16 protein-coding genes are annotated in these 18351 nt (G+C 71.3%); 7 read left to right on the top strand and 9 right to left on the bottom strand.

The window, feature by feature from the left end:
* Positions 1-1238: DUF4192 domain-containing protein (locus tag NL1_RS30910; RefSeq protein ID WP_307624237.1), on the top strand; the 1238-nt coding region annotated here is incomplete at its 5' end.
* A 47-nt stretch (positions 1239-1285) separates the two neighbouring features.
* On the opposite strand, the gene galE is transcribed toward NL1_RS30910, so the two are convergent.
* Positions 1286-2266: a UDP-glucose 4-epimerase GalE gene (gene galE / locus NL1_RS30905; protein WP_067846859.1), complete on the bottom strand. Its 981-nt coding sequence runs from the start codon at positions 2264-2266 to the stop codon at positions 1286-1288.
* A 3-nt stretch (positions 2267-2269) separates the two neighbouring features.
* Complete coding sequence (locus tag NL1_RS30900; RefSeq protein WP_067846856.1) at positions 2270-2959, bottom strand: iron-dependent transcriptional repressor DtxR; 690 nt, start codon at positions 2957-2959, stop codon at positions 2270-2272.
* A gap of 185 nt (positions 2960-3144) precedes the next feature.
* On the opposite strand from NL1_RS30900, the gene NL1_RS30895 reads away from it, so the two are divergent.
* Positions 3145-4410 (top strand): acetoin utilization protein AcuC, encoded by a 1266-nt coding sequence (locus NL1_RS30895; protein ID WP_067846853.1) that lies wholly within the window; start codon positions 3145-3147, stop codon positions 4408-4410.
* The gene (locus tag NL1_RS30890) at positions 4403-7090 is read left to right on the top strand and encodes a bifunctional acetate--CoA ligase family protein/GNAT family N-acetyltransferase (RefSeq protein WP_067846850.1); all 2688 of its coding nucleotides are present in this window, start codon (positions 4403-4405) and stop codon (positions 7088-7090) included. The genes NL1_RS30895 and NL1_RS30890 overlap by 8 nt, the downstream gene beginning before the upstream one ends.
* Before the next feature lie 184 nt (positions 7091-7274).
* Here NL1_RS30890 and NL1_RS30885 read toward each other — a convergent pair whose 3' ends face one another.
* The 3 genes from NL1_RS30885 to NL1_RS30875 all read right to left on the bottom strand — a co-directional run bounded on the left by NL1_RS30885 (position 7275) and on the right by NL1_RS30875 (position 10795).
* The gene (locus NL1_RS30885) at positions 7275-8243 is read right to left on the bottom strand and encodes a sigma-70 family RNA polymerase sigma factor (protein ID WP_067846847.1); all 969 of its coding nucleotides are present in this window, start codon (positions 8241-8243) and stop codon (positions 7275-7277) included.
* Positions 8244-8439: 196 nt separating this feature from the next.
* Positions 8440-9957, bottom strand: a complete 1518-nt coding sequence (locus NL1_RS30880) for a DUF7782 domain-containing protein (protein ID WP_067846844.1) — start codon at positions 9955-9957, stop codon at positions 8440-8442.
* A 97-nt stretch (positions 9958-10054) separates the two neighbouring features.
* A complete protein-coding gene (locus tag NL1_RS30875; protein ID WP_067846841.1) occupies positions 10055-10795 on the bottom strand; it encodes a VOC family protein in 741 nt (246 codons plus the stop codon).
* A 227-nt stretch (positions 10796-11022) separates the two neighbouring features.
* On the opposite strand from NL1_RS30875, the gene NL1_RS30870 reads away from it, so the two are divergent.
* Entirely contained in the window at positions 11023-12309 is a 1287-nt protein-coding gene (locus NL1_RS30870; protein WP_067846838.1) for an MFS transporter, read from the top strand.
* 6 nt (positions 12310-12315) lie between these two features.
* Here NL1_RS30870 and NL1_RS30865 read toward each other — a convergent pair whose 3' ends face one another.
* Positions 12316-12732 (bottom strand): DUF3099 domain-containing protein, encoded by a 417-nt coding sequence (locus tag NL1_RS30865; RefSeq protein ID WP_084511168.1) that lies wholly within the window; start codon positions 12730-12732, stop codon positions 12316-12318.
* Between the two features lie 108 nt (positions 12733-12840).
* On the opposite strand from NL1_RS30865, the gene NL1_RS30860 reads away from it, so the two are divergent.
* On the top strand, positions 12841-13077 hold the full coding sequence (locus NL1_RS30860; protein ID WP_067846865.1) for a DUF3039 domain-containing protein: 237 nt from the start codon (positions 12841-12843) through the stop codon (positions 13075-13077).
* Between the two features lie 21 nt (positions 13078-13098).
* Here the strand turns inward: NL1_RS30860 and NL1_RS30855 are convergent, their stop codons facing one another.
* The gene (locus NL1_RS30855; protein WP_373862611.1) at positions 13099-14079 is read right to left on the bottom strand and encodes a YihY/virulence factor BrkB family protein; all 981 of its coding nucleotides are present in this window, start codon (positions 14077-14079) and stop codon (positions 13099-13101) included.
* Between the two features lie 296 nt (positions 14080-14375).
* Between NL1_RS30855 and NL1_RS30850 the strand changes: the two genes are divergently transcribed.
* Positions 14376-16142: a DEAD/DEAH box helicase gene (locus NL1_RS30850; protein ID WP_067846831.1), complete on the top strand. Its 1767-nt coding sequence runs from the start codon at positions 14376-14378 to the stop codon at positions 16140-16142.
* 3 nt (positions 16143-16145) lie between these two features.
* Here NL1_RS30850 and NL1_RS30845 read toward each other — a convergent pair whose 3' ends face one another.
* A complete protein-coding gene (locus NL1_RS30845) occupies positions 16146-16742 on the bottom strand; it encodes a TetR/AcrR family transcriptional regulator (RefSeq protein WP_067846828.1) in 597 nt (198 codons plus the stop codon).
* Between the two features lie 106 nt (positions 16743-16848).
* Here NL1_RS30845 and NL1_RS30840 point away from each other — a divergent pair, with 106 nt between their 5' ends.
* Positions 16849-17589 (top strand): SDR family NAD(P)-dependent oxidoreductase, encoded by a 741-nt coding sequence (locus NL1_RS30840; protein ID WP_067846825.1) that lies wholly within the window; start codon positions 16849-16851, stop codon positions 17587-17589.
* A 3-nt stretch (positions 17590-17592) separates the two neighbouring features.
* On the opposite strand, the gene NL1_RS30835 is transcribed toward NL1_RS30840, so the two are convergent.
* Positions 17593-18276, bottom strand: coding sequence for an AraC family transcriptional regulator (locus tag NL1_RS30835; protein WP_067846862.1), 684 nt, complete (start codon positions 18274-18276; stop codon positions 17593-17595).
* Positions 18277-18351 lie beyond the last annotated feature (75 nt).

Here is an 18351-nt window from a genome sequence, read left to right as displayed (position 1 = left end):
CGGGAGGCGCGCAGCCGCGGCTGTGCCTACGGCCGCCGGCGTTAGCCGGCTCGCGGCGCCGCCGGACGAGCGAGGAGGACGATCCAGGGGCGAGCGTGCTGTGCGGACAGCCGTCGCCGCTGTATCGCGGTGGGTACTCGACGCGACCGCTGCGGGTCGACGATCCTGGCGAGCTGATCGCCGCGGTCCCCGCGATGGTCGGGTTCTATCCATCTCGCTCGCTCGTCGTCGCGGTGCTCGGGCCCGCCGAGCCCGGCGCGAGCCCGGTCATCGCCGCGGTACTGCGCTTCGACCTGGAGCCGGAAGGCGGGCGTCGCGGTCTTGCCGCGTCGTTCGCCGTGCTCATCGGTCAGATCTGCGCCGCGGAGCGCGCGACCGAGGTGCTGGCGGTGATCGTCGACGATCGGGCCGGCCTGCCCGTTCGCAAGGCCCGGCGCGCGGCGCGACGCGGTGCGGCGGGGCGTGCACTGATCGCCGCGCTGTCCGAACGGCTCGGTGCCGACGGCATCGGGATCGTCGGCGCATGGGCGGTGGCCGCGATCGAGGAGGGACGGCCGTGGTGGAGCCTGCTGGACCGGTCGGGCGGCGGCACGGTGCCGGATCCGAGCGCGTCCACGGTGGCGCTGGCGCACGTGCTGGACGGACGGCCGATCCTGCGCTCCCGCTCGGAGCTCACCGAGCGCGTGGCCGCGGACCCGGCACTGTGCGCCGAGGTCGGCGCACAACTCGACAGCGCGGTGGCGGTCGCGCGGGACCGGTTCGCCAGGGCGGTCCGGCACGACGAGCTGGCCGGATACCGCAGGCGGGCGCTGGAACACGTGCTGTGGCAGGTCGCCAACGTCGAATCCGGCGCCGTGCTCGCCGCCCCGGAGATCGCGGAACTCGTTGCCGCCCTGCGTGACCGGACGGTCCGCGACGCGATGTTCGCGCTGGCCGCCGGTGACCACGCGGCGGCGGCCGAACGGCTCTGGCTGACCCTCGTCCGTGGTTCGTCCGGGCCGGACCGCGCGGAGTTCGCGGCACTGCTCGGGTACAGCGCCTACCTGCGCGGCGACGGACCGTTCGCGGGCATCGCCCTGGAGGCGGCGTTGGACGCCGACCCGTCCCACGCGATGGCGATCCTGCTGGAGACCGCGCTGCGTGCGGGCATGCGCCCGGAACAGTTGCGCAGGCTCGCCCGCAGCGGCCATGCCACCGCCGCGTGGCTCGGCGTCGACCTCGGGCCGATGACCCGATGACGCGAGACCCAGGCGAGCCGCTGCGGCGCCTACGGTCCGGCGCGCGGCTAGGGCGCGCTGTGTGCGCGCGAACCCAGCGAGCGCAGGAACTCCCAAGCGTCGGCGACGATCTCGTCGAGATCGTTGTGTTCGGGCCGCCAGCCGAGTTCGGCGATCGCCCGTTCGCTGGAGGCGATCAGAGTGGCCGGGTCGCCCGGGCGGCGCGGTGCGTCCTGGGCGGCGATGGGCAGGCCGGTGACCCGCTCGCACGCCGAGATCACTTCGCGCACAGAGAATCCCGCGCCGCTGCCGAGGTTGTAGACGCGGTGCACGCCGGCCTCGGCCGAGCGCAGCGCGAGCAGGTGGGCCTCGGCCAGATCACGGATGTGGATGTAGTCGCGCACCGCGGTGCCGTCGGGAGTCGGCCAGTCGGTGCCGAAGACGGAGATGGCCTTGCGGTGGCCCAGCGCGACCTGGAGCACGAGGGGGATGAGATGCGTTTCCACCACGCGGTTCTCGCCGAGGCCGCCGTAGGCGCCCGCGACGTTGAAGTATCGCAGGCTGGTCGCGGCCAAGCCGTGCGCGATCGCGTAGGAGGTGATCGCGTGGTCGATGGCGAGCTTCGACGCGCCGTAGGGGTTGGTCGGCCGGGTCGGCGCGTCCTCGGTGATCGGCACCTGCTCGGGTTCGCCGTACACGGCGGCGGTCGAGGAGAACACCAGGCGTGGGGTGCCCGTCGCCCGCATGGCCTCCAGCAGCTCCAGCGTCTTGACGACATTGCCGTGCCAGTACTTCTCCGGCTGCTGCACCGACTCGCCGACCAGCGACTGGGCCGCGAAATGCAGGACGCCGTCGAAGGTTTCGCCGCGCAGCAGCGGGGGCGCGACCTCGGCGATATCGCCCTCGACGAAGCGCGCGCCCGCCGGGACGCCGTCAGCGTTACCGGTGGACAGATCGTCGACGACGACCACCTCGTGGCCGTCTTCCAACAACACCTGCGCGCAGACGCCCCCGACGTAACCCGCGCCGCCCGTGACCAGAAGTTTCACGGATCAGACCAGCTTCACCTGGACGGCGTGGGCCATTTCGTCCGACAGCTCGAAGCCGTTGTCGTGGCCGGGCACGCTGATCACCACGGATCCGGGCTTGGTCTCGACCGTCACGCGCGCGTCGGGCACCACACCGGCCTCGCGCAGCTGGCCGATGACCTCCGGGTCGGTCTGGATGTGCTCGGCGAGGCGGCGCACGACGACCGCGTGCACCTGGCCGTGCGGCAGATCGGAGAGCCGGACCAACGTCTCCTCGACCGCGGCGGGCGCGGTGATGCCCAGCTCGTCCAGGCCGGGGATGGGGTTGCCGTACGGCGAGGTGGTGGGGTGGTTGAGCACCTCGACCAGACGCCGCTCGACGTCCTCGCTCATCACGTGCTCCCAGCGGCATGCCTCGGCGTGCACGTTCTGCCAGTCCAGGCCGATGATGTCGACCAGAAGCCGCTCGGCGAGCCGGTGCTTGCGCATCACCGCGACGGCCATACTGCGGCCCTTGTCGGTGAGCTCGAGATGGCGATCGCCCGCGACGAGCAGCAGGCCGTCGCGCTCCATACGGGCGACCGTCTGGCTCACGGTTGGGCCGCTCTGCTCGAGGCGCTCGGCGATCCGGGCGCGCAGGGGCACCACGCCCTCCTCCTCGAGGTCGTAGATGGTACGGAGGTACATCTCCGTGGTGTCGACCAGATCCTTCACCTGTTACCCCTTCGTCGGCACGAATTCTACCCACGCACGGCGACAGCACCGTGTGCCGTGTCGGTTCGCGTCCCGCCATCGGAATCGTGTCGGCGCACGGCCTGTCGCCGTGTTCGTACTTGCTCTATTTCTACTGCATACAAACGCCCGACGGGGTTCCTAGCTTCCCGCGTACCGTTGCGAGCATGGCCACTGCACCCTCGGCGTCGTCCCGCGACCCAGGGGCGCACCGGAGTTCGGGCACCGTCGTGTGGAGTAATCGCTTCCTCGACTACAGCTGGACGCCGGAGCACCCCATGAAACCGGCGCGACTGAAGTTCACCATGGCGCTGGCCGAAAGTCTGGGATTGCTCGACGGTGTCGAGCGGGTGGAGCCCGCGCCCGCGGACCGCGCCGATCTGCTGCGCGTGCACACCGCCGACTACATCGAGGCGGTCGAGCACGCGGTGGCGCCCGCGGGCGAGCCGCTCGCCCCGCCTTACGGCCTGGGGTCGCCGGACAACCCGGTGTTCCCGCGCATGCACCAGGCGGCCTCGATCATCGTCGGCGGCACGCTGGCCGCGGCGCGCGCGATCGCCGAGGGCCGTACCCGCCGGGCGATCAGCATCGGCGGCGGCATGCACCACGCGATGGCCTCGACCGCCTCCGGCTTCTGCGTCTACAACGATGCGGCCGTGGCGATCTCCTGGCTGCTCGACCACGGTTTCGACCGCATCGCCTACCTCGACGTCGACGTGCACCACGGCGACGGGGTACAACGCGCCTTCTACGCGGACCCGCGGGTGCTCACCGTCTCGATCCATCAGCATCCGGCGACCCTGTGGCCCAACACCGGCTGGCCCGAGGAGACCGGCGTGGGCGCGGCCGACGGCACCGCGATCAACCTCGCGCTGCTGCCTGGCACCCGAGATGCCCAGTGGCTACGGGGTTTCCACGCGGTGGTACCGGGCGCGGTGGAGGCGTTCCGCCCGCAGATCGTGGTGAGCCAGTGCGGTGTGGACACCCACCGCGAGGATCCGCTCGCCGATTTGGAGCTCACGGTGGACGGGCAGCGCGCGGCGTTCCGCGCGATGCGCGACCTCGCCGACCGCTACGCCGAGGGACGCTGGCTGGCCGTCGGCGGCGGCGGTTACGGCCTGGTCCGGGTGGTGCCGAGAGCTTGGACACACCTGCTGGCCACCGCGCTGGATCGCGACATCGCGCCGGAAACCGCGGTGCCGCAGAACTGGATCGATCTGGTGCGGTCCGTGGCCCCGAACACAGAGCCGCCGCGCACCATGGGCGAAGGGGGCGACATCACGTATCGTCCGTGGGACGGGCCCGGCGGGACGGGGGAGACTGGAGACGCGCGCGCCGATCGGGCGCAGCGGGCCGTCGATACGGCCGTATTGGCAACGCGCCGAGCCAGCTTCGGTTTGCTCGGCTTGGATCCGGAGGACCCCCGTGACTGAGCAGATCCCCGTCCCGGACTCTCTGTCCACCCCCGCGACGCCGCCCCCGCCGCCGCAGCACTGGTTCGCCGACGTGCTCGCCTCCGACGGCGGGGTGGTGCGACTGCGGCCGGTGACCCCCGAGGACGGCGACGGGCTCCAGGAATTCCACGCCGCGCTCTCCGACCGCACCAGGTACCTGCGGTATTTCGGCCCCTACCCGCGCATTTCGCCCAAGGACCTGTACCGGACCACCCACCTCGACTATCACGACCGGGTCGGCTTGGTGGTGGAGCTCGGTGATCAGATCATCGCGGTCGGCCGCTACGAACTGCTGGAGCGTAACGGGCCCCGCGCCGCCGAGGTCGCCTTCGTGGTGGCCGACGGGCACCAGGGGCGCGGCCTCGGCTCCATCCTGCTCGAGCACCTGGCGGGCGCGGCGGCGGAGAGCAAGATCGAGACCTTCGTCGCGGAGGTGCTCGCCGAGAACACCGTGATGGTCACCGTGTTCCGGGAGGCCGGCTACCAGGTCGAGCGGAGCAGGGACGGCTCGGTGCTGCACCTGGAGTTCGCCATCGACCCCACCGAAGCCCTGGTGACCGTACGGGATTCGCGCGAACGCGCCTCCGAGGCGCGCAGTGTCGGGAATCTCCTCGCGCCCGGTTCGGTCGCAGTGATCGGCGCCACGCCCGCCGCCGGGCGGGTCGGCGGAGCGGTGCTGGCGAACCTGCTGTCGGGTGTGTTCCAAGGGCCGGTGTACCCGGTCAACCCCACCAGGAAGTCGGTGCGCGGGGTGCGCGCCTACGCCACCGTGCGCGAGATTCCCGACGAGGTGGACTTGGCGGTGGTCGCGGTGCCCGCCGCGGCGATCGACTCGGTCCTCGACGACTGTATGGCCAAGGGCGTCAAGGGTTTGGTGGTGCTCACCGCCGGGTTCGGCGAGACCGGTGCGGAGGGCCTCGCCGCCGAGCGCGCCCTGGTGGCGGCCGCCAGGGTGCACGGCATGCGGGTGGTCGGTCCCAGCGCGCTGGGCATCGCGAACACCGATCCGGCGGTGTCGCTGAACGCGACGCTGGCGCCGGTGCTGCCCGCGCGCGGGCGGATCGGGTTCTTCTGTCAGTCCGGGCCGTTGGGCGCCGCCATTCTCGGCGAGGCCGCCGCGCGGAACCTGGGGCTCTCGACGTTCGTCTCGGCGGGCAACCGCGCCGATGTATCCGGCAACGACTTACTCCAGTATTGGGACACCGCGCCCGACACCGACGTGATCCTGTTGTACCTGGAGAGCTTCGGTAATCCGCGCAAGTTCTCGCGGATCGCGCGCCGGGTGGCGCGCACCAAACCGATCGTCGCGGTGAGCAGCGGGCGGCAGGCGGCGCGCAGCCAGCCTGCGCGCGACATGGATCGCTCGATCGTGCGGGACCTGTTCGCGCAGGCGGGCATCGTGCAGGTGGACTCGATCTCGGAGTTGTTCGACTGCGCGGCGCTGCTCGGCTATCAACCACTGCCCGGCGGGTCGCGCCTGGCGGTGGTCAGCAACAGCACCGCGCTGAGCTGGCTGGCCCTCGACGCGGCCCGCGGCGAGGGCCTGGATGTGGCCGACCCGGTGAATCTGGGTCCGCAGGCGACGCCGGGCGAGTACCTGGACGCCGTGGTCGCGGCCCTGCGCTCACCCGAGATCGATTCCGTCATCGTGGTTTTCGCGCCGCCGGTGCCGCCGCCGGTGGCCGGGTTCGCCGACGCTATCCGGGCCGCCGCCGCGGCGGTGCCCGAGGTCGACAAGCCGATCCTCACCACGTTCGTCGCCGAGCAGGGCATCCCGCATCTGCTCGCGGTGCGCGGTCAGGGCGGGATGGCCGTGCGCGGATCGATTCCGTCGTATCCGGATCCCGAACGGGCGGCGCGTGCGCTGGCCCGGGTCCGCCGCTACGCGGAGTGGCGAGACAAACCCGTGTCGGCGGTGGTGCGACCGGACGGGATCGATGCCGAGCGGGCCAGGGGACTGGTGGCACGGTGGATGGGTGATTCCGGCGGCCGCTGGTTGACGGATCTGGAGGCCGTCGAGCTGCTCGCCTGTTACGGCATCCAGGTGGTCGAGTTCCGCGAGGTGCGCGACGCCGAGCAGGCGGTGGCCGCGGCCGAGGAACTGGGATATCCGGTGGCGGCGAAGGCCACCGGGGAGATGTGGCGGCGCAGGCCCGATCTGACCGGTGTGCGCCTGGACCTCTGGCGACCGGAGGCGGTGCGCCAGGCCTATACCGACCTGGTGGAGGTCTGCGGCGATCCGGTGCTGCACATTCAGAAGATGGCGACCAAGGGCGTGGGCTGCACACTGCGCGTCCAGGACGACCCGTCCTTCGGATCGGTGATCGAGTTCGGCCTGTCCGGCACGATCATCGAATTGCTCGGCGACCGCGCCTATCGCGCGCTTCCGCTGACCAGCGACGAGGCGGCGGCCCTGATCGACGCGCCGCGCGCGGCCCCGCTGCTGTCCGGCACGCCGGCCAGTCCGCGGGTCGACAAGGCCGCGCTCGCCGAACTGGCCCAAAGGATTTCGGCGCTGTTCGATGACATCCCGGAAATGCGCGAGCTGTCCTTCGATCCGGTTCTGGCCTCGCCGACCTCGGCGGAGATCCTCTACGCGCGCGCTCGCATCGGTCCCGAGCCGAGCCGGTTCGATGTCGGCCCGCGGCGGTTGGCATGAGTGGTGACACGGTCGGCTACGACGTCGCCGTCGACCCGGCCTCTCGAGCGGGAGTTCGCCGACCGGTTCGCGCGGAACCCGGAGGGGACGGGTCGCGCGGACACCGGTCGACGTCTGTGCGGTGACGCATCGGCCACCGAGTTCGGACGCCGGGGCGCCTCGGAAAACACCCGGCGTCGATGGGTCAGCTGGCGTAGGCCCGCAGGCGGTCGGCCCGCTCGCCCTTGCGCAGCTTCGACATGACCTCACGCTCGATCTGACGCACCCGCTCGCGGGACAGGCCGAAGAGCTTGCCGATCTGGTCCAGGGTGCGCGGCTGGCCGTCGTCCAGGCCGAAGCGCAGGCGGATGACCTGCTGTTCGCGCTCGTCCAGGGTGGCGAGCACGCTGCGCACGTCGTGGTGCAGCAGTCCCGCGATCACCGCGGACTCGGCCGAGGTGGCCTCGGAGTCCTCGATGAAATCGCCCAGCGGCGCCTCTTCGTCGTTGCCGACCGGCATGTCCAGGCTCACCGGGTCGCGGCTGTGGTCGAGCAGATCGGAGATCTTGTCGACCGGGATGCCCGACTCGTTGGCCAGTTCTTCGTCGGTGGCTTCGCGGCCCAGTTGCTGGTGCAGCTCACGCTTGATCCTGGCCAGCTTGTTCACCTGCTCGACGAGGTGGACGGGCAGGCGGATGGTGCGGCTCTGATCGGCCATGCCGCGGGTGATCGCCTGCCGGATCCACCAGGTGGCGTAGGTGGAGAACTTGAAGCCCTTGGCGTAGTCGAACTTCTCCATCGCCCGGATCAGGCCGAGATTGCCCTCCTGGATGAGGTCGAGCAGCGGCATGCCGCGGCCGGTGTAGCGCTTGGCGAGCGAGACCACGAGGCGCAGGTTGGCTTCGAGCAGGTGAGCCCGGGCGGCCTGGCCATCGCGCACGATGATGGCGAGATCCTTCTTCCGGCCGGCGGAAAGCCGCTTGCCCGTTTCCAGCAGGTGCTGGGCGTAGAGGCCCGCCTCGATGCGCTTGGCCAGCTCGACCTCGTCGGCAGCCGTGAGCAGCGCGGTGCGGCCGATTCCGTTCAGGTACACGCGTACCAAGTCGGCGGCAGGGCTCTGGGCGTCGAGGTCCAATTCGCTGGCGCGCACTCGAGTGGTGGCGGGGCTGGTCATGACTTGCCTCCTGTCGGTGGTGTCTCACTCCGATCAACGGACCCGACAGAGAGAAAGTTCCCCGCTCCCGCGCCGATAAACCGCTTCTGAACTGCGGTTTCGGCCACCTACGTCTGAGAAGTTCCTGAGAACCCCCACGGGCGGGAACGGCTCCCTGTCCGATGCCTCCGCCGACGCCTACCCGGTTGCCCCGCGCTTACACGGGAGCGATCAGCCCGTGCCGGACCAATCCGGCGACGACGGTCAGCGCGTCGGCCGCGAACTCCGGCGTCACCTCCTCGAATCCGTGGGCGAGCGCCAGCAGTTCGATCAGCTCGTACAACGGCAGTCCGTCCGGCCGCATTCCCGCGACCAGCGAGATCGTCGTCTCATCCACCTCGTGCTGCCAGCGCGGGCCGTCGCCGCGGTGCAGCCGCGCGACGCGCTCGTCCCAGCCTTCGGGGCCGGGGAGAAACACCCGCTCGAGCGCGGTCGCCTGCGGGACCGTGAAACGTGCTGACCAGGCGAGGTTTTCGTCGCCCGCCACGGCGCGCAGCCAGGCCGAGCGCTCGAAATAGGCGCTCACCTCGGCGCCGAGCGGGTCGTCGAAGCCGTGCGTGAGGTCTTCGGCGAGTAGTTCGGTGGGGCCGTCGATGGTGCGCAAGTAGACGAAACCGAAGCCGATGCCCGCCACGTCGGCGGCCGCGAACGCGTCCAGCCACTGCTCGGCGCGGGCCTGCGCCGCCGGATCGCGCGGGTCGAGGCCCGCGTCGCGCAGCCAGGTGCCGACGTACAGCGCGGGATCGGCGACATCGCGCTGCACCACCCAGGCGTCGACGCCGTCGGCGGGCAGCCAGGAGGACACGCGCTGGCGCCAGTCCTCGCCGTCCACGTGCACCCAGGCGGCCAGCATGGCCGCGGTGCCGCCTGGCACGAGCAGGTCCGGCGCTCGCGAGACCACCAGTTCGCTGGCCCCGTCCAGCGCCAGACCCGAATCCCGGTAGGTGTGCTCGATGCGAGCGGGTCCGACGACGAAGGGCGGGTTGGCGACCACCTGGTCGAAGCGCCGCCCTGCCACCGGGTCGAACCAGGAACCCTCCAGCAGTTCGATGTCGAGGCCGTTGAGCGCCGCGGTCGCCTCGGCGAGCCACAGCGCGCGCGGGTTCACGTCGGTCGCGGTGACGGTGCGCCCGTAGGACGCGGCGTGCACCGCCTGCACACCGCAGCCGGTGCCCAGGTCGAGGACCGAGCCGACGGGCCGGGTCGGCGTGGCGCGCAGCAGCGACAGCGATGCGTGGCCGACGCCGAGCACGTGATCCTCGGTGAGGGTGCGCCTGCGCATGGAGTCGTCCAGATCCGACAGGATCCAGCGGCTGCCCTCGCCCGCGTCCAGCGGACGCAGGTCCAGCGCCGCGCGGATCTCGTCGCCGTCGCGCGCCAGCAGGCCCGCCGCGACGGCCCGCTCGACGTCGACCGGTGCGAGCGCCGCCGCCACCTCTCGCTCGGGCAGGGCGTCGCCCAGCAACAACAGCCGGATCAGCGTGCCCAGCTCGCCTGCCGCCCGCGCGGCCCGCCGCACCGGCACCGGCTCGGAGCGGCCCAGTGCGGCGTGCACGTCCGGACCCAGCGCCGACAGCAGCGTGTCGGCGTCGTAGCCGACGCGGGTCAGCGCGGTCCGCAGCTCCGGGCACAGGGCGGTGAGCAGGGATCCGGTGGTCGTCTGGTTCGAAGGCACACCGGTACTCTGCCACCGCTACCGGCGGGCATCCGCACCCTGTCGCCCGTGTCACCGGACGCGGGGCTCGGCGCGGATCGGGCAGCTCGGGTGCTGATCACACGCCGTTCGGATCGCGGCCGGTGATGCAGTACACCGCGTCGGCCGGATCGGTCATGACGATCCAGTGCTCGTGGCGCTGCACCAGACCGGCGCCGAGTGACTGGTGCCAGGCCGCGGTGGCCTCGATGTCGGAGGAGGCCAGGTCGATGTGGGCACCGGCCGGTCGGTCCTCGCCGAGGCGTTGCAGCAGCAGCTGGACCGGCAGCGTCTCCTCGGAGCGCAGGCGGGAGAACTCGGGGAGACGCCCCGGGGTGTGCCGCCATCCGGTGAGGTCGGCCCAGAAGCGCGTCTCCACATCGAAATCGGCCGCGCCGATGTCCAGGCAGACCTGGTCGAGGCGGGTCAGCGTGCCGTCGGGGGCGCGGAAGGCGGGAGCGGGGCGGCCCTTGGCGCGCCCGCTCGGTGTGAAGCAGAAGATCTGGCCGGACGGCGAGCGCAGTACCGCATAGTCCGGGTGGTTGGCGACCAGTTCGGCGTTCAGGTCCAGCGCGGTGCGGACGGCGGCGGCGATGTGGTCGACGTCGAAGTCCAGGTGCACGCCGCCCAAGCCGTGCACCGACTGCATCTTCACTCCGGCCGCGGCGAAGAGCGCCGGATCGGGGAGCAGCGTGAGGAATTGGTCGTTGTCGCCGCGTCGTGGGGAGAGCTGGGTGCCGGTGATGGTCGACCAGAAGGCCGCGCAGTCGTCGAAACGTTGTGTGGGACGGTCGAGGAACGCCCAGACCCAGCGAATCATGTTGTGTCTCCTGTGCCGCGCGGGAGGCGCCCGCGCCGTGGTCACCCGGCCGCGCCGGGCATGTGTTGCGAGGCACGGCGAGTGTGGCGCAGGTCATCGCGCCGCCGTGCCCTCGGGACACAGTAGGGCGCGGCCGGAGGGCTGTCGAACCGGTTTGGCAGGATTTCGATGCTTCATGGCATTCGTGCCACTCGTTCGGTGCGTGGTCGGTCCGGCAAGCTCAGCGGGTGACCGAACTGCGCACCGCACCTGCCGAACCCGTCGATCCGGAGGCGCGGCGGTGGCATCCCGCCTGGGGTGTCGCGGCGGTCGGCTTCGTCGCCCTGCTCGGCGCGGCGGCGTTCCGCTCGGTGCCCAGTGTGCTGATGGATCCGCTGCACGCCGAGTTCGGCTGGTCGCACGGCACCATCGGATTCGCGGTCTCGCTGAATCTGCTGCTCTACGGGCTCATTTCACCGTTCGCGGCGGCGCTGATGGACCAGTTCGGCATTCGCAGGGTGGTGGCCTGCGCGCTGGTGCTGGTCGCGGCGGGCAGCGGGCTGACCGTCTTCATGACCCAGGCCTGGCAACTGGTCGCGACGTGGGGGCTGCTGGTCGGCGTCGGTGTCGGCTCGATGTCGATGCCATTCGTGGCGACCATCACCGGCCGCTGGTTCGTGCGCCACCGCGGCCTGGTCACCGGCGTGCTGACGGCGGCGGGCGCGACCGGGCAACTGGTCTTCCTTCCACTGGTCTCCGCGCTCGCGCACGAGCACGGGTGGCGGCTGCCCGCGCTGGTGGTGGCAGGCGCGGCGCTGGCGGTGGTGCCGCTGGTGCTGTTGTTCATCCGCGATTTCCCCAGCGACATGGGCGTTGTGGCCTACGGCGCGGAACCGGGCTCGGCGGTGGGGTTGCGCACGACCGCACGCGGCGGCGCGACACGGGCGCTCACCGTGCTGGCGCGGATCGCGCGCACGCGCGGATTCTGGTTGCTCGCGGGCGGTTTCGCGGTGTGCGGCGCCTCCACCAACGGCCTGGTCGGCACCCATTTCGTCAGCGCGGCCCACGATCACGGGATGCCGCCCACCACGGCGGCCGGGCTGCTCGCGCTGGTCGGCGTGTTCGACGTGGCGGGCACCATCGCCTCGGGGTGGCTGACCGATCGGGTCGACCCGCGCTATCTGCTGCTGACCTACTACACCCTGCGCGGCTTGTCGCTGCTGATCCTGCCTTCGCTGTTCGCGCCGCACACCGAGCCGAGCATGTGGGTCTTCGTGATCTTCTACGGCCTGGACTGGATCGCGACCGTGCCGCCCACCGTCGCGCTGTGCCGCGAGCTGTTCGGCGAGGACGGGCCGGTGGCCTTCGGCTGGGTGTTCGCCTCACACCAGATCGGTTCGGCGATCGCGGCCACCGGCGCGGGCGTGATCCGGGACGTGCAGGGCAGCTACGACACGGCCTGGTACGTGGCGGGCGCGCTGTGCGGGCTGGCGGCGCTGATGTCGATCGTCATCCGCAGGCGGGTCGCCGCCTGACCTGGCTCACCCGTCGATGGCGTTGTGCGACCGGGATTCGATGGCCGTGCGCTTGTGGTCCCAGCGGCTCGGTTCGTCCTTGCGCCGCGGCGGGCGGTCGTTGGCGATGAGCACCGCGATCCACGGCAGCGGGACGGACGCGCCGATGATGAGCAGCGAGACCAGGGCGTTGCCCCACGCGCTGTAGGCGACCGCGGCCAGCACCAGCGCGGGAATACGGAACGCCATCAGGATCGTGTACCTGCGCACCCGCGCGCGATGCTGATCCTCCAGCGAGGGCGCGGCCTCGGTGATGAGCACCGGGTGCTTGGCATCGTTGCCGGGGAAATACCCCCGCGAACTCGACGGGGAGGAGGAGGTGACGTCCGGGCGAACACCGCGGCCGATGTCGTCGGCGTCGGGGGAGTCGCCGTGCTGCTGCATACTCCGAGTCTTCCACTCCGGTGTTCCCGGTGCACACACCGAGGTCGATTCGTCACCCGCGCCGGGCGCGGGCGCGCCACCGAGCCGTCATACGGCATCATGGAATCCGTGAGTACCGACACCCTGGTTCGCCCGGATACGACCACCGACGAGACGACGAGCGACGACACCCCGAAGTTCTTCCACTACGTGAAGAAGGACAGGATCGCCGAGAGCGCCGTCATGGGCACCGTGGTGGTGGCCCTGTGCGGCGAGGTGTTCCCGGTGACCCGCTCGCCGAAGCCCGGTTCGCCGGTCTGCCCCGAGTGCAAGAAGGTCTACGAGAGCCTCCGCAAGGGCGACTGAGTCCGCCACCGAGCCGCGTGACTACCCCGAGCTGCGCACCGCATCCCGCGCGGCCGGGGTGATCGCGCGCGCCGATTCCGTGCGGCTCGCCGCGTCCGGCCCGGTCTCCTCGTCGGGCGTCTCGCCGCGCACCTGGTTGGAGAGCCACTCCTTCATCTGCTCGATGCGCGTCGCGCGGGCGGGCCAGAACTCCTGCACCGCCGCGTTGAACTCGGCGCCGAGGATCACCGCGAAGCCGAGGAAGAACGTGAACAACAAGAAGGCGATCGGCGTCGCCAGCGCGCCGTAGCTCACGCCGGCGGCGGTGATCCAGGACAGATACCGGCGCAGCCCCTCGCTGGCCGCCATGAAGAACACGCCCGCCACCAGCGCCCCGGCGAACAGCCGGTGCCAGGGCAGCGTGCGGTGCAGCGCCAGTTTGTACAGCGTGGTCAGGCCGACGATGAGCAGCAGGCCGACGCCGGGATAGTAGAAGCCGTCCAGCAGGCGCAGGCCCGGCTCGCGCCACACGTCCGGCAGCGCCCGGCCGATCAGGGTGGGTCCGAGCGCGACGAGCGGCAGGATGAACACCGCCGCCACCAGGAACAGCACGTACAGCAGCAACGCGAAGATGCGCTGCCACACCGGGTGCCTGGCGTCCTGCTGGTCGTGTGCCTCGACGATCGCGTCGACGAAGGTCGCCATGGCCGAGGATCCGGCCCACAGCGAGAGCACGAAGCCGATCGACACCACCGCGCCGCGCCCGCGGCCGAGCACGTCGCCGACGGTCGGTTCGATCAGGTCGGTCACCACGGCCTCGCTGAACAGGTCGCGGCTGAACGCGATGATCTTGGATTCCACGATCTCGACGGTGTCGGGCCCGAACCAGCCGCCGACGTAACCGAGGCTGCCGAGCACCCCGAGCAGCAGCGGGGCCAGCGACAGGGTCTGCCAGAAGGCGGCCGCCGCGGACTTGGCGAAGATCGAATCGTCCCACGCCTTCTTGGCCACCCGGACCACCAGCCTGCGACCCTGCCGCCCGGCGTGCCGGACCCGCAGGACGACGACCTTCGCGCCGTGCGGGGGCGCGCCCGCACCACCGCTGTGGATCGGCTCGGGCCCGCGCGCGGGTAGGGGTTTGTCGTCGGTCATGGTGCCTACAGCATCGCGCACTCGGCGCTCGCGCACCGGTCCGTCCCCGCATCGTGTCGGCGGGCAACAGGTGAACACGGGGCGGTGTGACGTGAATTGTGTGATGCGGATCGCGCCCGCCGCGTCGGTTTGGCGACACGCCGTCCCCGGCCGCTACTGTCTTCTGCGTGACTGGGTCGGATGGCGCTGCGGCGGGAGATGGGGCAACGCCGGGCGATTCGGGAAAGCCGGCATCCGGGGGTGGCTCGCTCCGCGCGTGGCAGCGGCGTGCGCTGACGAAGTACCTGACTACGAAGCCGCGCGACTTCCTCGCCGTGGCGACGCCCGGCGCGGGTAAGACCACCTTCGCGCTGCGGGTGGCGGCGGAACTGCTCGCCGATCGCACCGTCGACCAGATCACGGTGGTCGCGCCGACCGAACACCTCAAGCACCAGTGGGCGGCCGCGGCGGCCCGCAACGGTATCCAGCTGGACTCGCGTTTCTCCAACGCCACCGGCGGTACCTCCGGCGATTACCACGGCGTCGTCGTCACCTACGCGCAGGTCGCCTCGCATCCCTCCCGGCACCGGGTGCGCACCGAGAACCGCAGGACACTGGTCGTTCTCGACGAGATCCACCACGCGGGCGACGCCAAGAGCTGGGGCGACGCGACCGCCGAGGCCTTCGGCGACGCGACACGCAGGCTGGCACTGACCGGTACGCCGTTCCGGTCCGACGACAGCCAGATCCCGTTCGTCACCTACGAGCCCGACGAATCCGGTTTCCCCAAGTCGCGCGCCGACCACGCCTACGGTTACTCCGAGGCGCTGGCCGACGGCGTCGTGCGCCCCGTGGTCTTCCTGGCCTACTCCGGTGACGCGCACTGGCGCGACAGCGCGGGCGAGGAGCACTCCGCCCGCCTCGGCGAGCCGCTCAATGCCGAACAGACCGCGCGCGCTTGGCGCACCGCCCTCGACCCCGCGGGCGACTGGATCTCCTCGGTGCTGCGCGCCGCCGACATCCGGCTGCGGCAGAAGCGGGCCTCCGGCATGCCCGACGCGGGCGGCCTGGTGATCGCCACCGATCAGGAGCGCGCCCGCGACTACGCCGAACTGCTCGAACACATTTCGGGCGAGCGGCCCGCGCTGGTGCTCTCCGACGATCCCGCGTCGTCGAACCGGATCGCCGAGTTCGGCAACAACACCCAGCCGTGGATGGTCGCGGTCCGCATGGTGTCGGAGGGCGTCGACGTGCCGCGCCTTGCGGTCGGCGTCTACGCGACCAGCGCCTCGACGCCGCTCTACTTCGCCCAGGCCATCGGCCGCTTCGTGCGTGCTCGCCGCGCGGGCGAGACCGCCAGCGTGTTCCTGCCCTCGGTGCCGGTGCTGCTGGATCTGGCCGCGCAGCTGGAGGTGCAGCGCGACCACGTCATCGGCAAGCCGCACCGGGAGAAGAACGGCCTGGACGACGAACTGCTCGTCGATGCCGCCAAGCAGAAGGACGAGCCCGGCGAGGAGGAGAAGAAGTTCGTGGCGCTGGCCGCGGACGCCGAGCTCGACCAGGTGATCTACGACGGCTCCTCGTTCGGCACCGCGACTTTCGCGGGCAGCGACGAGGAGGCCGACTATCTCGGCATCCCCGGCCTGCTCGACGCCGATCAGATGCGCGCGCTGTTGCGCGATCGCCAGGCCCGTCAGCTGGCCGATCGCGGCGATACGAAGACCGTGATCCCCGCGCCGCAGGCCGTCACCGCCGCCGAGCGGGTGGCCACCGCGGACCAGCTCGGGGAGCTGCGCAAGGAACTCAACAGCCTGGTGGCCATGCATCACCACCGCACGGGCAAACCGCACGGGGTGATCCACGGCGAGCTGCGCCGCGAGTGCGGCGGGCCGCCGACCGCGCTGGCCACCGCCGACCAGCTCGGCGAGCGCATCGCGGCATTGCGTCGTCGGTAGTTCTCAGCCCCCGGGCCAGGCCGCCATCGCGCAGTCGATGGAGCGGGTGAGTTCGTCCAGCGCCGCGCCGTCCCTGGCTTGGATGGACAGTCCGTAGAGCACCGTCGTGTAGAACGCGGCCAGCGCCGCGGTGTCGATCTGCGCGGGCAGGTCGCCCTCGGCGACCCCGCGGCGCAGGCGCGCGTGGATGTCTTCGGTGTTCTCCCTGCGCTTTTCGGCGAGGAAGTCGCGCACGCCGGTATTGCGGGTCGTGTAGGTCGCCCCGGCCAGCACCACCATGCAGCCGTGCGGTTTGTCCCCGGCCGTGTAGGCCGCGGCATTGTCGCGAAGCATCGCCTCGATGGCGGCGCGTGCGGTGGGCTCCTCGCGCAGGGCACGGTCGGTGTAGCCGCCGTCGGTGCGGCCGTACAACTCGATGGCCTCCCGGAACAGCGCCTCCTTGCCGCCGAACGCGGCGTAGAGACTGGGCGAGTTGATCCCCATCGCGGCGGTGAGATCGCCCATCGACGCGCCCTCGTAGCCGTGCTCCCAGAACACCTCCATAGCCCGGCGCAGCGCGACCGAGCGGTCGAAGGCGCGGGGACGACCCCGTTCTGCCACAGCGTCTTTCCTTTCTGTGCCGATCGTTAAATATACCCCTTGACGGCGCCGGGGCGGTGGGCTTAGCTATTTATGTACTGATCGACACAAAATTAAAGGAGGACCGATGTCCGACCTGACCGGCAAGGTGGCACTGGTGACCGGCGGCAGCAGGGGGATCGGCGCGGCCATCGCCCGGCGGCTGGCGGCCGCGGGCGCGGACGTCGCGCTGACCTACCAGAGCGCCGAGGCCGCAGCGAAATCCGTGGTCGCCGAGGTCGAGGCGCTGGGCAGGCGCGCGATCGCGCTGCGCGCCGACAGCGCCGACGCTGGCGCGGTGGCGGACTCGGTGCACCGCGCCGCCGCGGAACTGGGCGGGCTCGACGTGCTGGTGAACAACGCGGGGATCTTCCCGAGCAAGCCCTTCGAGGAGTTCACGGTCGAGGAGATCGACCGGGCGCTGAACGTGCACGCCCGCGCCGCGTTCGTCGGCGCCCAAGCCGCCGTCGGGTACATGACCGAGGGCGGCCGGATCATCGGCATCGGCACCAACCTCACCGATCACGCCCCGTTCGGCGGCCTCGCGCTCTACAACCTGAGCAAGTCGGCGCTCAACGGATTCACAAGGGCACTGGCGCGCGAACTCGGTCCGCGGTCGATCACAGTGAACCTGGTGCAGCCGGGTTCGACCGACACCGACATGAACCCGGCCGACGGCGAACACGCCGCGGCTCAGGTCGGTTTCGCCGCGCTCGGGCGCTTCGGCACCGCCGACGATGTCGCCGCCACCGTCGCGTTTCTGGCCGGTCCCGCGGGCCGCAGCATCACCGGCGCGATTCTCACCGTGGACAGCGGCGCCAACGCCTGATGCTCAGCCGGTGAAGTACCGGCCGGGTGAGACGCCGACGGTCCGCCGGAAGGCCGCGACGTAGGCGCTCGGCGTCGCGTACCCGACCCGCACCGCGATCTTGGCGATCGGCAGGCCCGCCGCGAGCAACGGCAGCGAGGCGGCCAGGCGGACCTGAGTGCGCCACTGCCCGAAGCCGACGCCCGTCTCGGCGAGGAACAACCGGGCCAGGGTGCGCGAACTGGTCGCCGTCGCGGCGGCGAACTCCGCCAGCGTGCGCGGGTCGGCGGGATCCCGGGTCAGCGCGTCGGCGACGGCTCCGGCGCGGGGATCTTCGGGCGGGCGCGCCCCGATCGGGATGACGTCCACCGGCTCGAGCAGGTCGAAGATCACCGCTTCCGCGCGTTCCCTGCGCGCCGCGTCCGGCGCGGGCGCGGTGAGGTGATCGAACAGTTCGTGCAGCAACGGGGTCACCCGCACCATGGTCGGCGCGGGGTAGGTCACCGGGCAGCGGTCGGGCTCGATGAAGATTCCGCGTATGGCGGCGCCCTCGGCGGTGCCGGTGCGATGCGGGTGGCCGCCGGGAATCCACAGCGCCCGCGTCGGCGGCAGCACCCAGTGCCCGTGGTCGGTCTCGACCGTGATGACTCCCCGTGCGGCCCAAGCGATCTGGTGCTGGGGATTCCGGCTGCTGCACCTGGGTGACACCTGTGTTCCGGTGCCCCCGGACGGCGCGGGCGAACGGTTGACCCGCGCCGGGTTCACCGACGTCGAGATCGAGAC

This window comes from Nocardia lijiangensis NBRC 108240 (assembly GCF_001613045.1).
Taxonomy (GTDB): domain Bacteria; phylum Actinomycetota; class Actinomycetes; order Mycobacteriales; family Mycobacteriaceae; genus Nocardia; species Nocardia lijiangensis.
Note: the sequence above shows the minus strand (reverse complement) of the source record. Positions and strands in the feature narration are given on the sequence as shown.

What these genes read in the sequence shown, in the direction of transcription:
- NL1_RS30840 (WP_067846825.1), top strand. Translation starts at nt 16,849, where the DNA reads ATGTCCGACCTGACCGGCAAGGTGGCACTGGTGACCGGCGGCAGCAGG.
- NL1_RS30865 (WP_084511168.1), bottom strand. Translation starts at nt 12,732, where the DNA reads ATGCAGCAGCACGGCGACTCCCCCGACGCCGACGACATCGGCCGCGGT.
- NL1_RS30885 (WP_067846847.1), bottom strand. Translation starts at nt 8,243, where the DNA reads ATGACCAGCCCCGCCACCACTCGAGTGCGCGCCAGCGAATTGGACCTC.
- NL1_RS30895 (WP_067846853.1), top strand. Translation starts at nt 3,145, where the DNA reads ATGGCCACTGCACCCTCGGCGTCGTCCCGCGACCCAGGGGCGCACCGG.
- NL1_RS30875 (WP_067846841.1), bottom strand. Translation starts at nt 10,795, where the DNA reads ATGATTCGCTGGGTCTGGGCGTTCCTCGACCGTCCCACACAACGTTTC.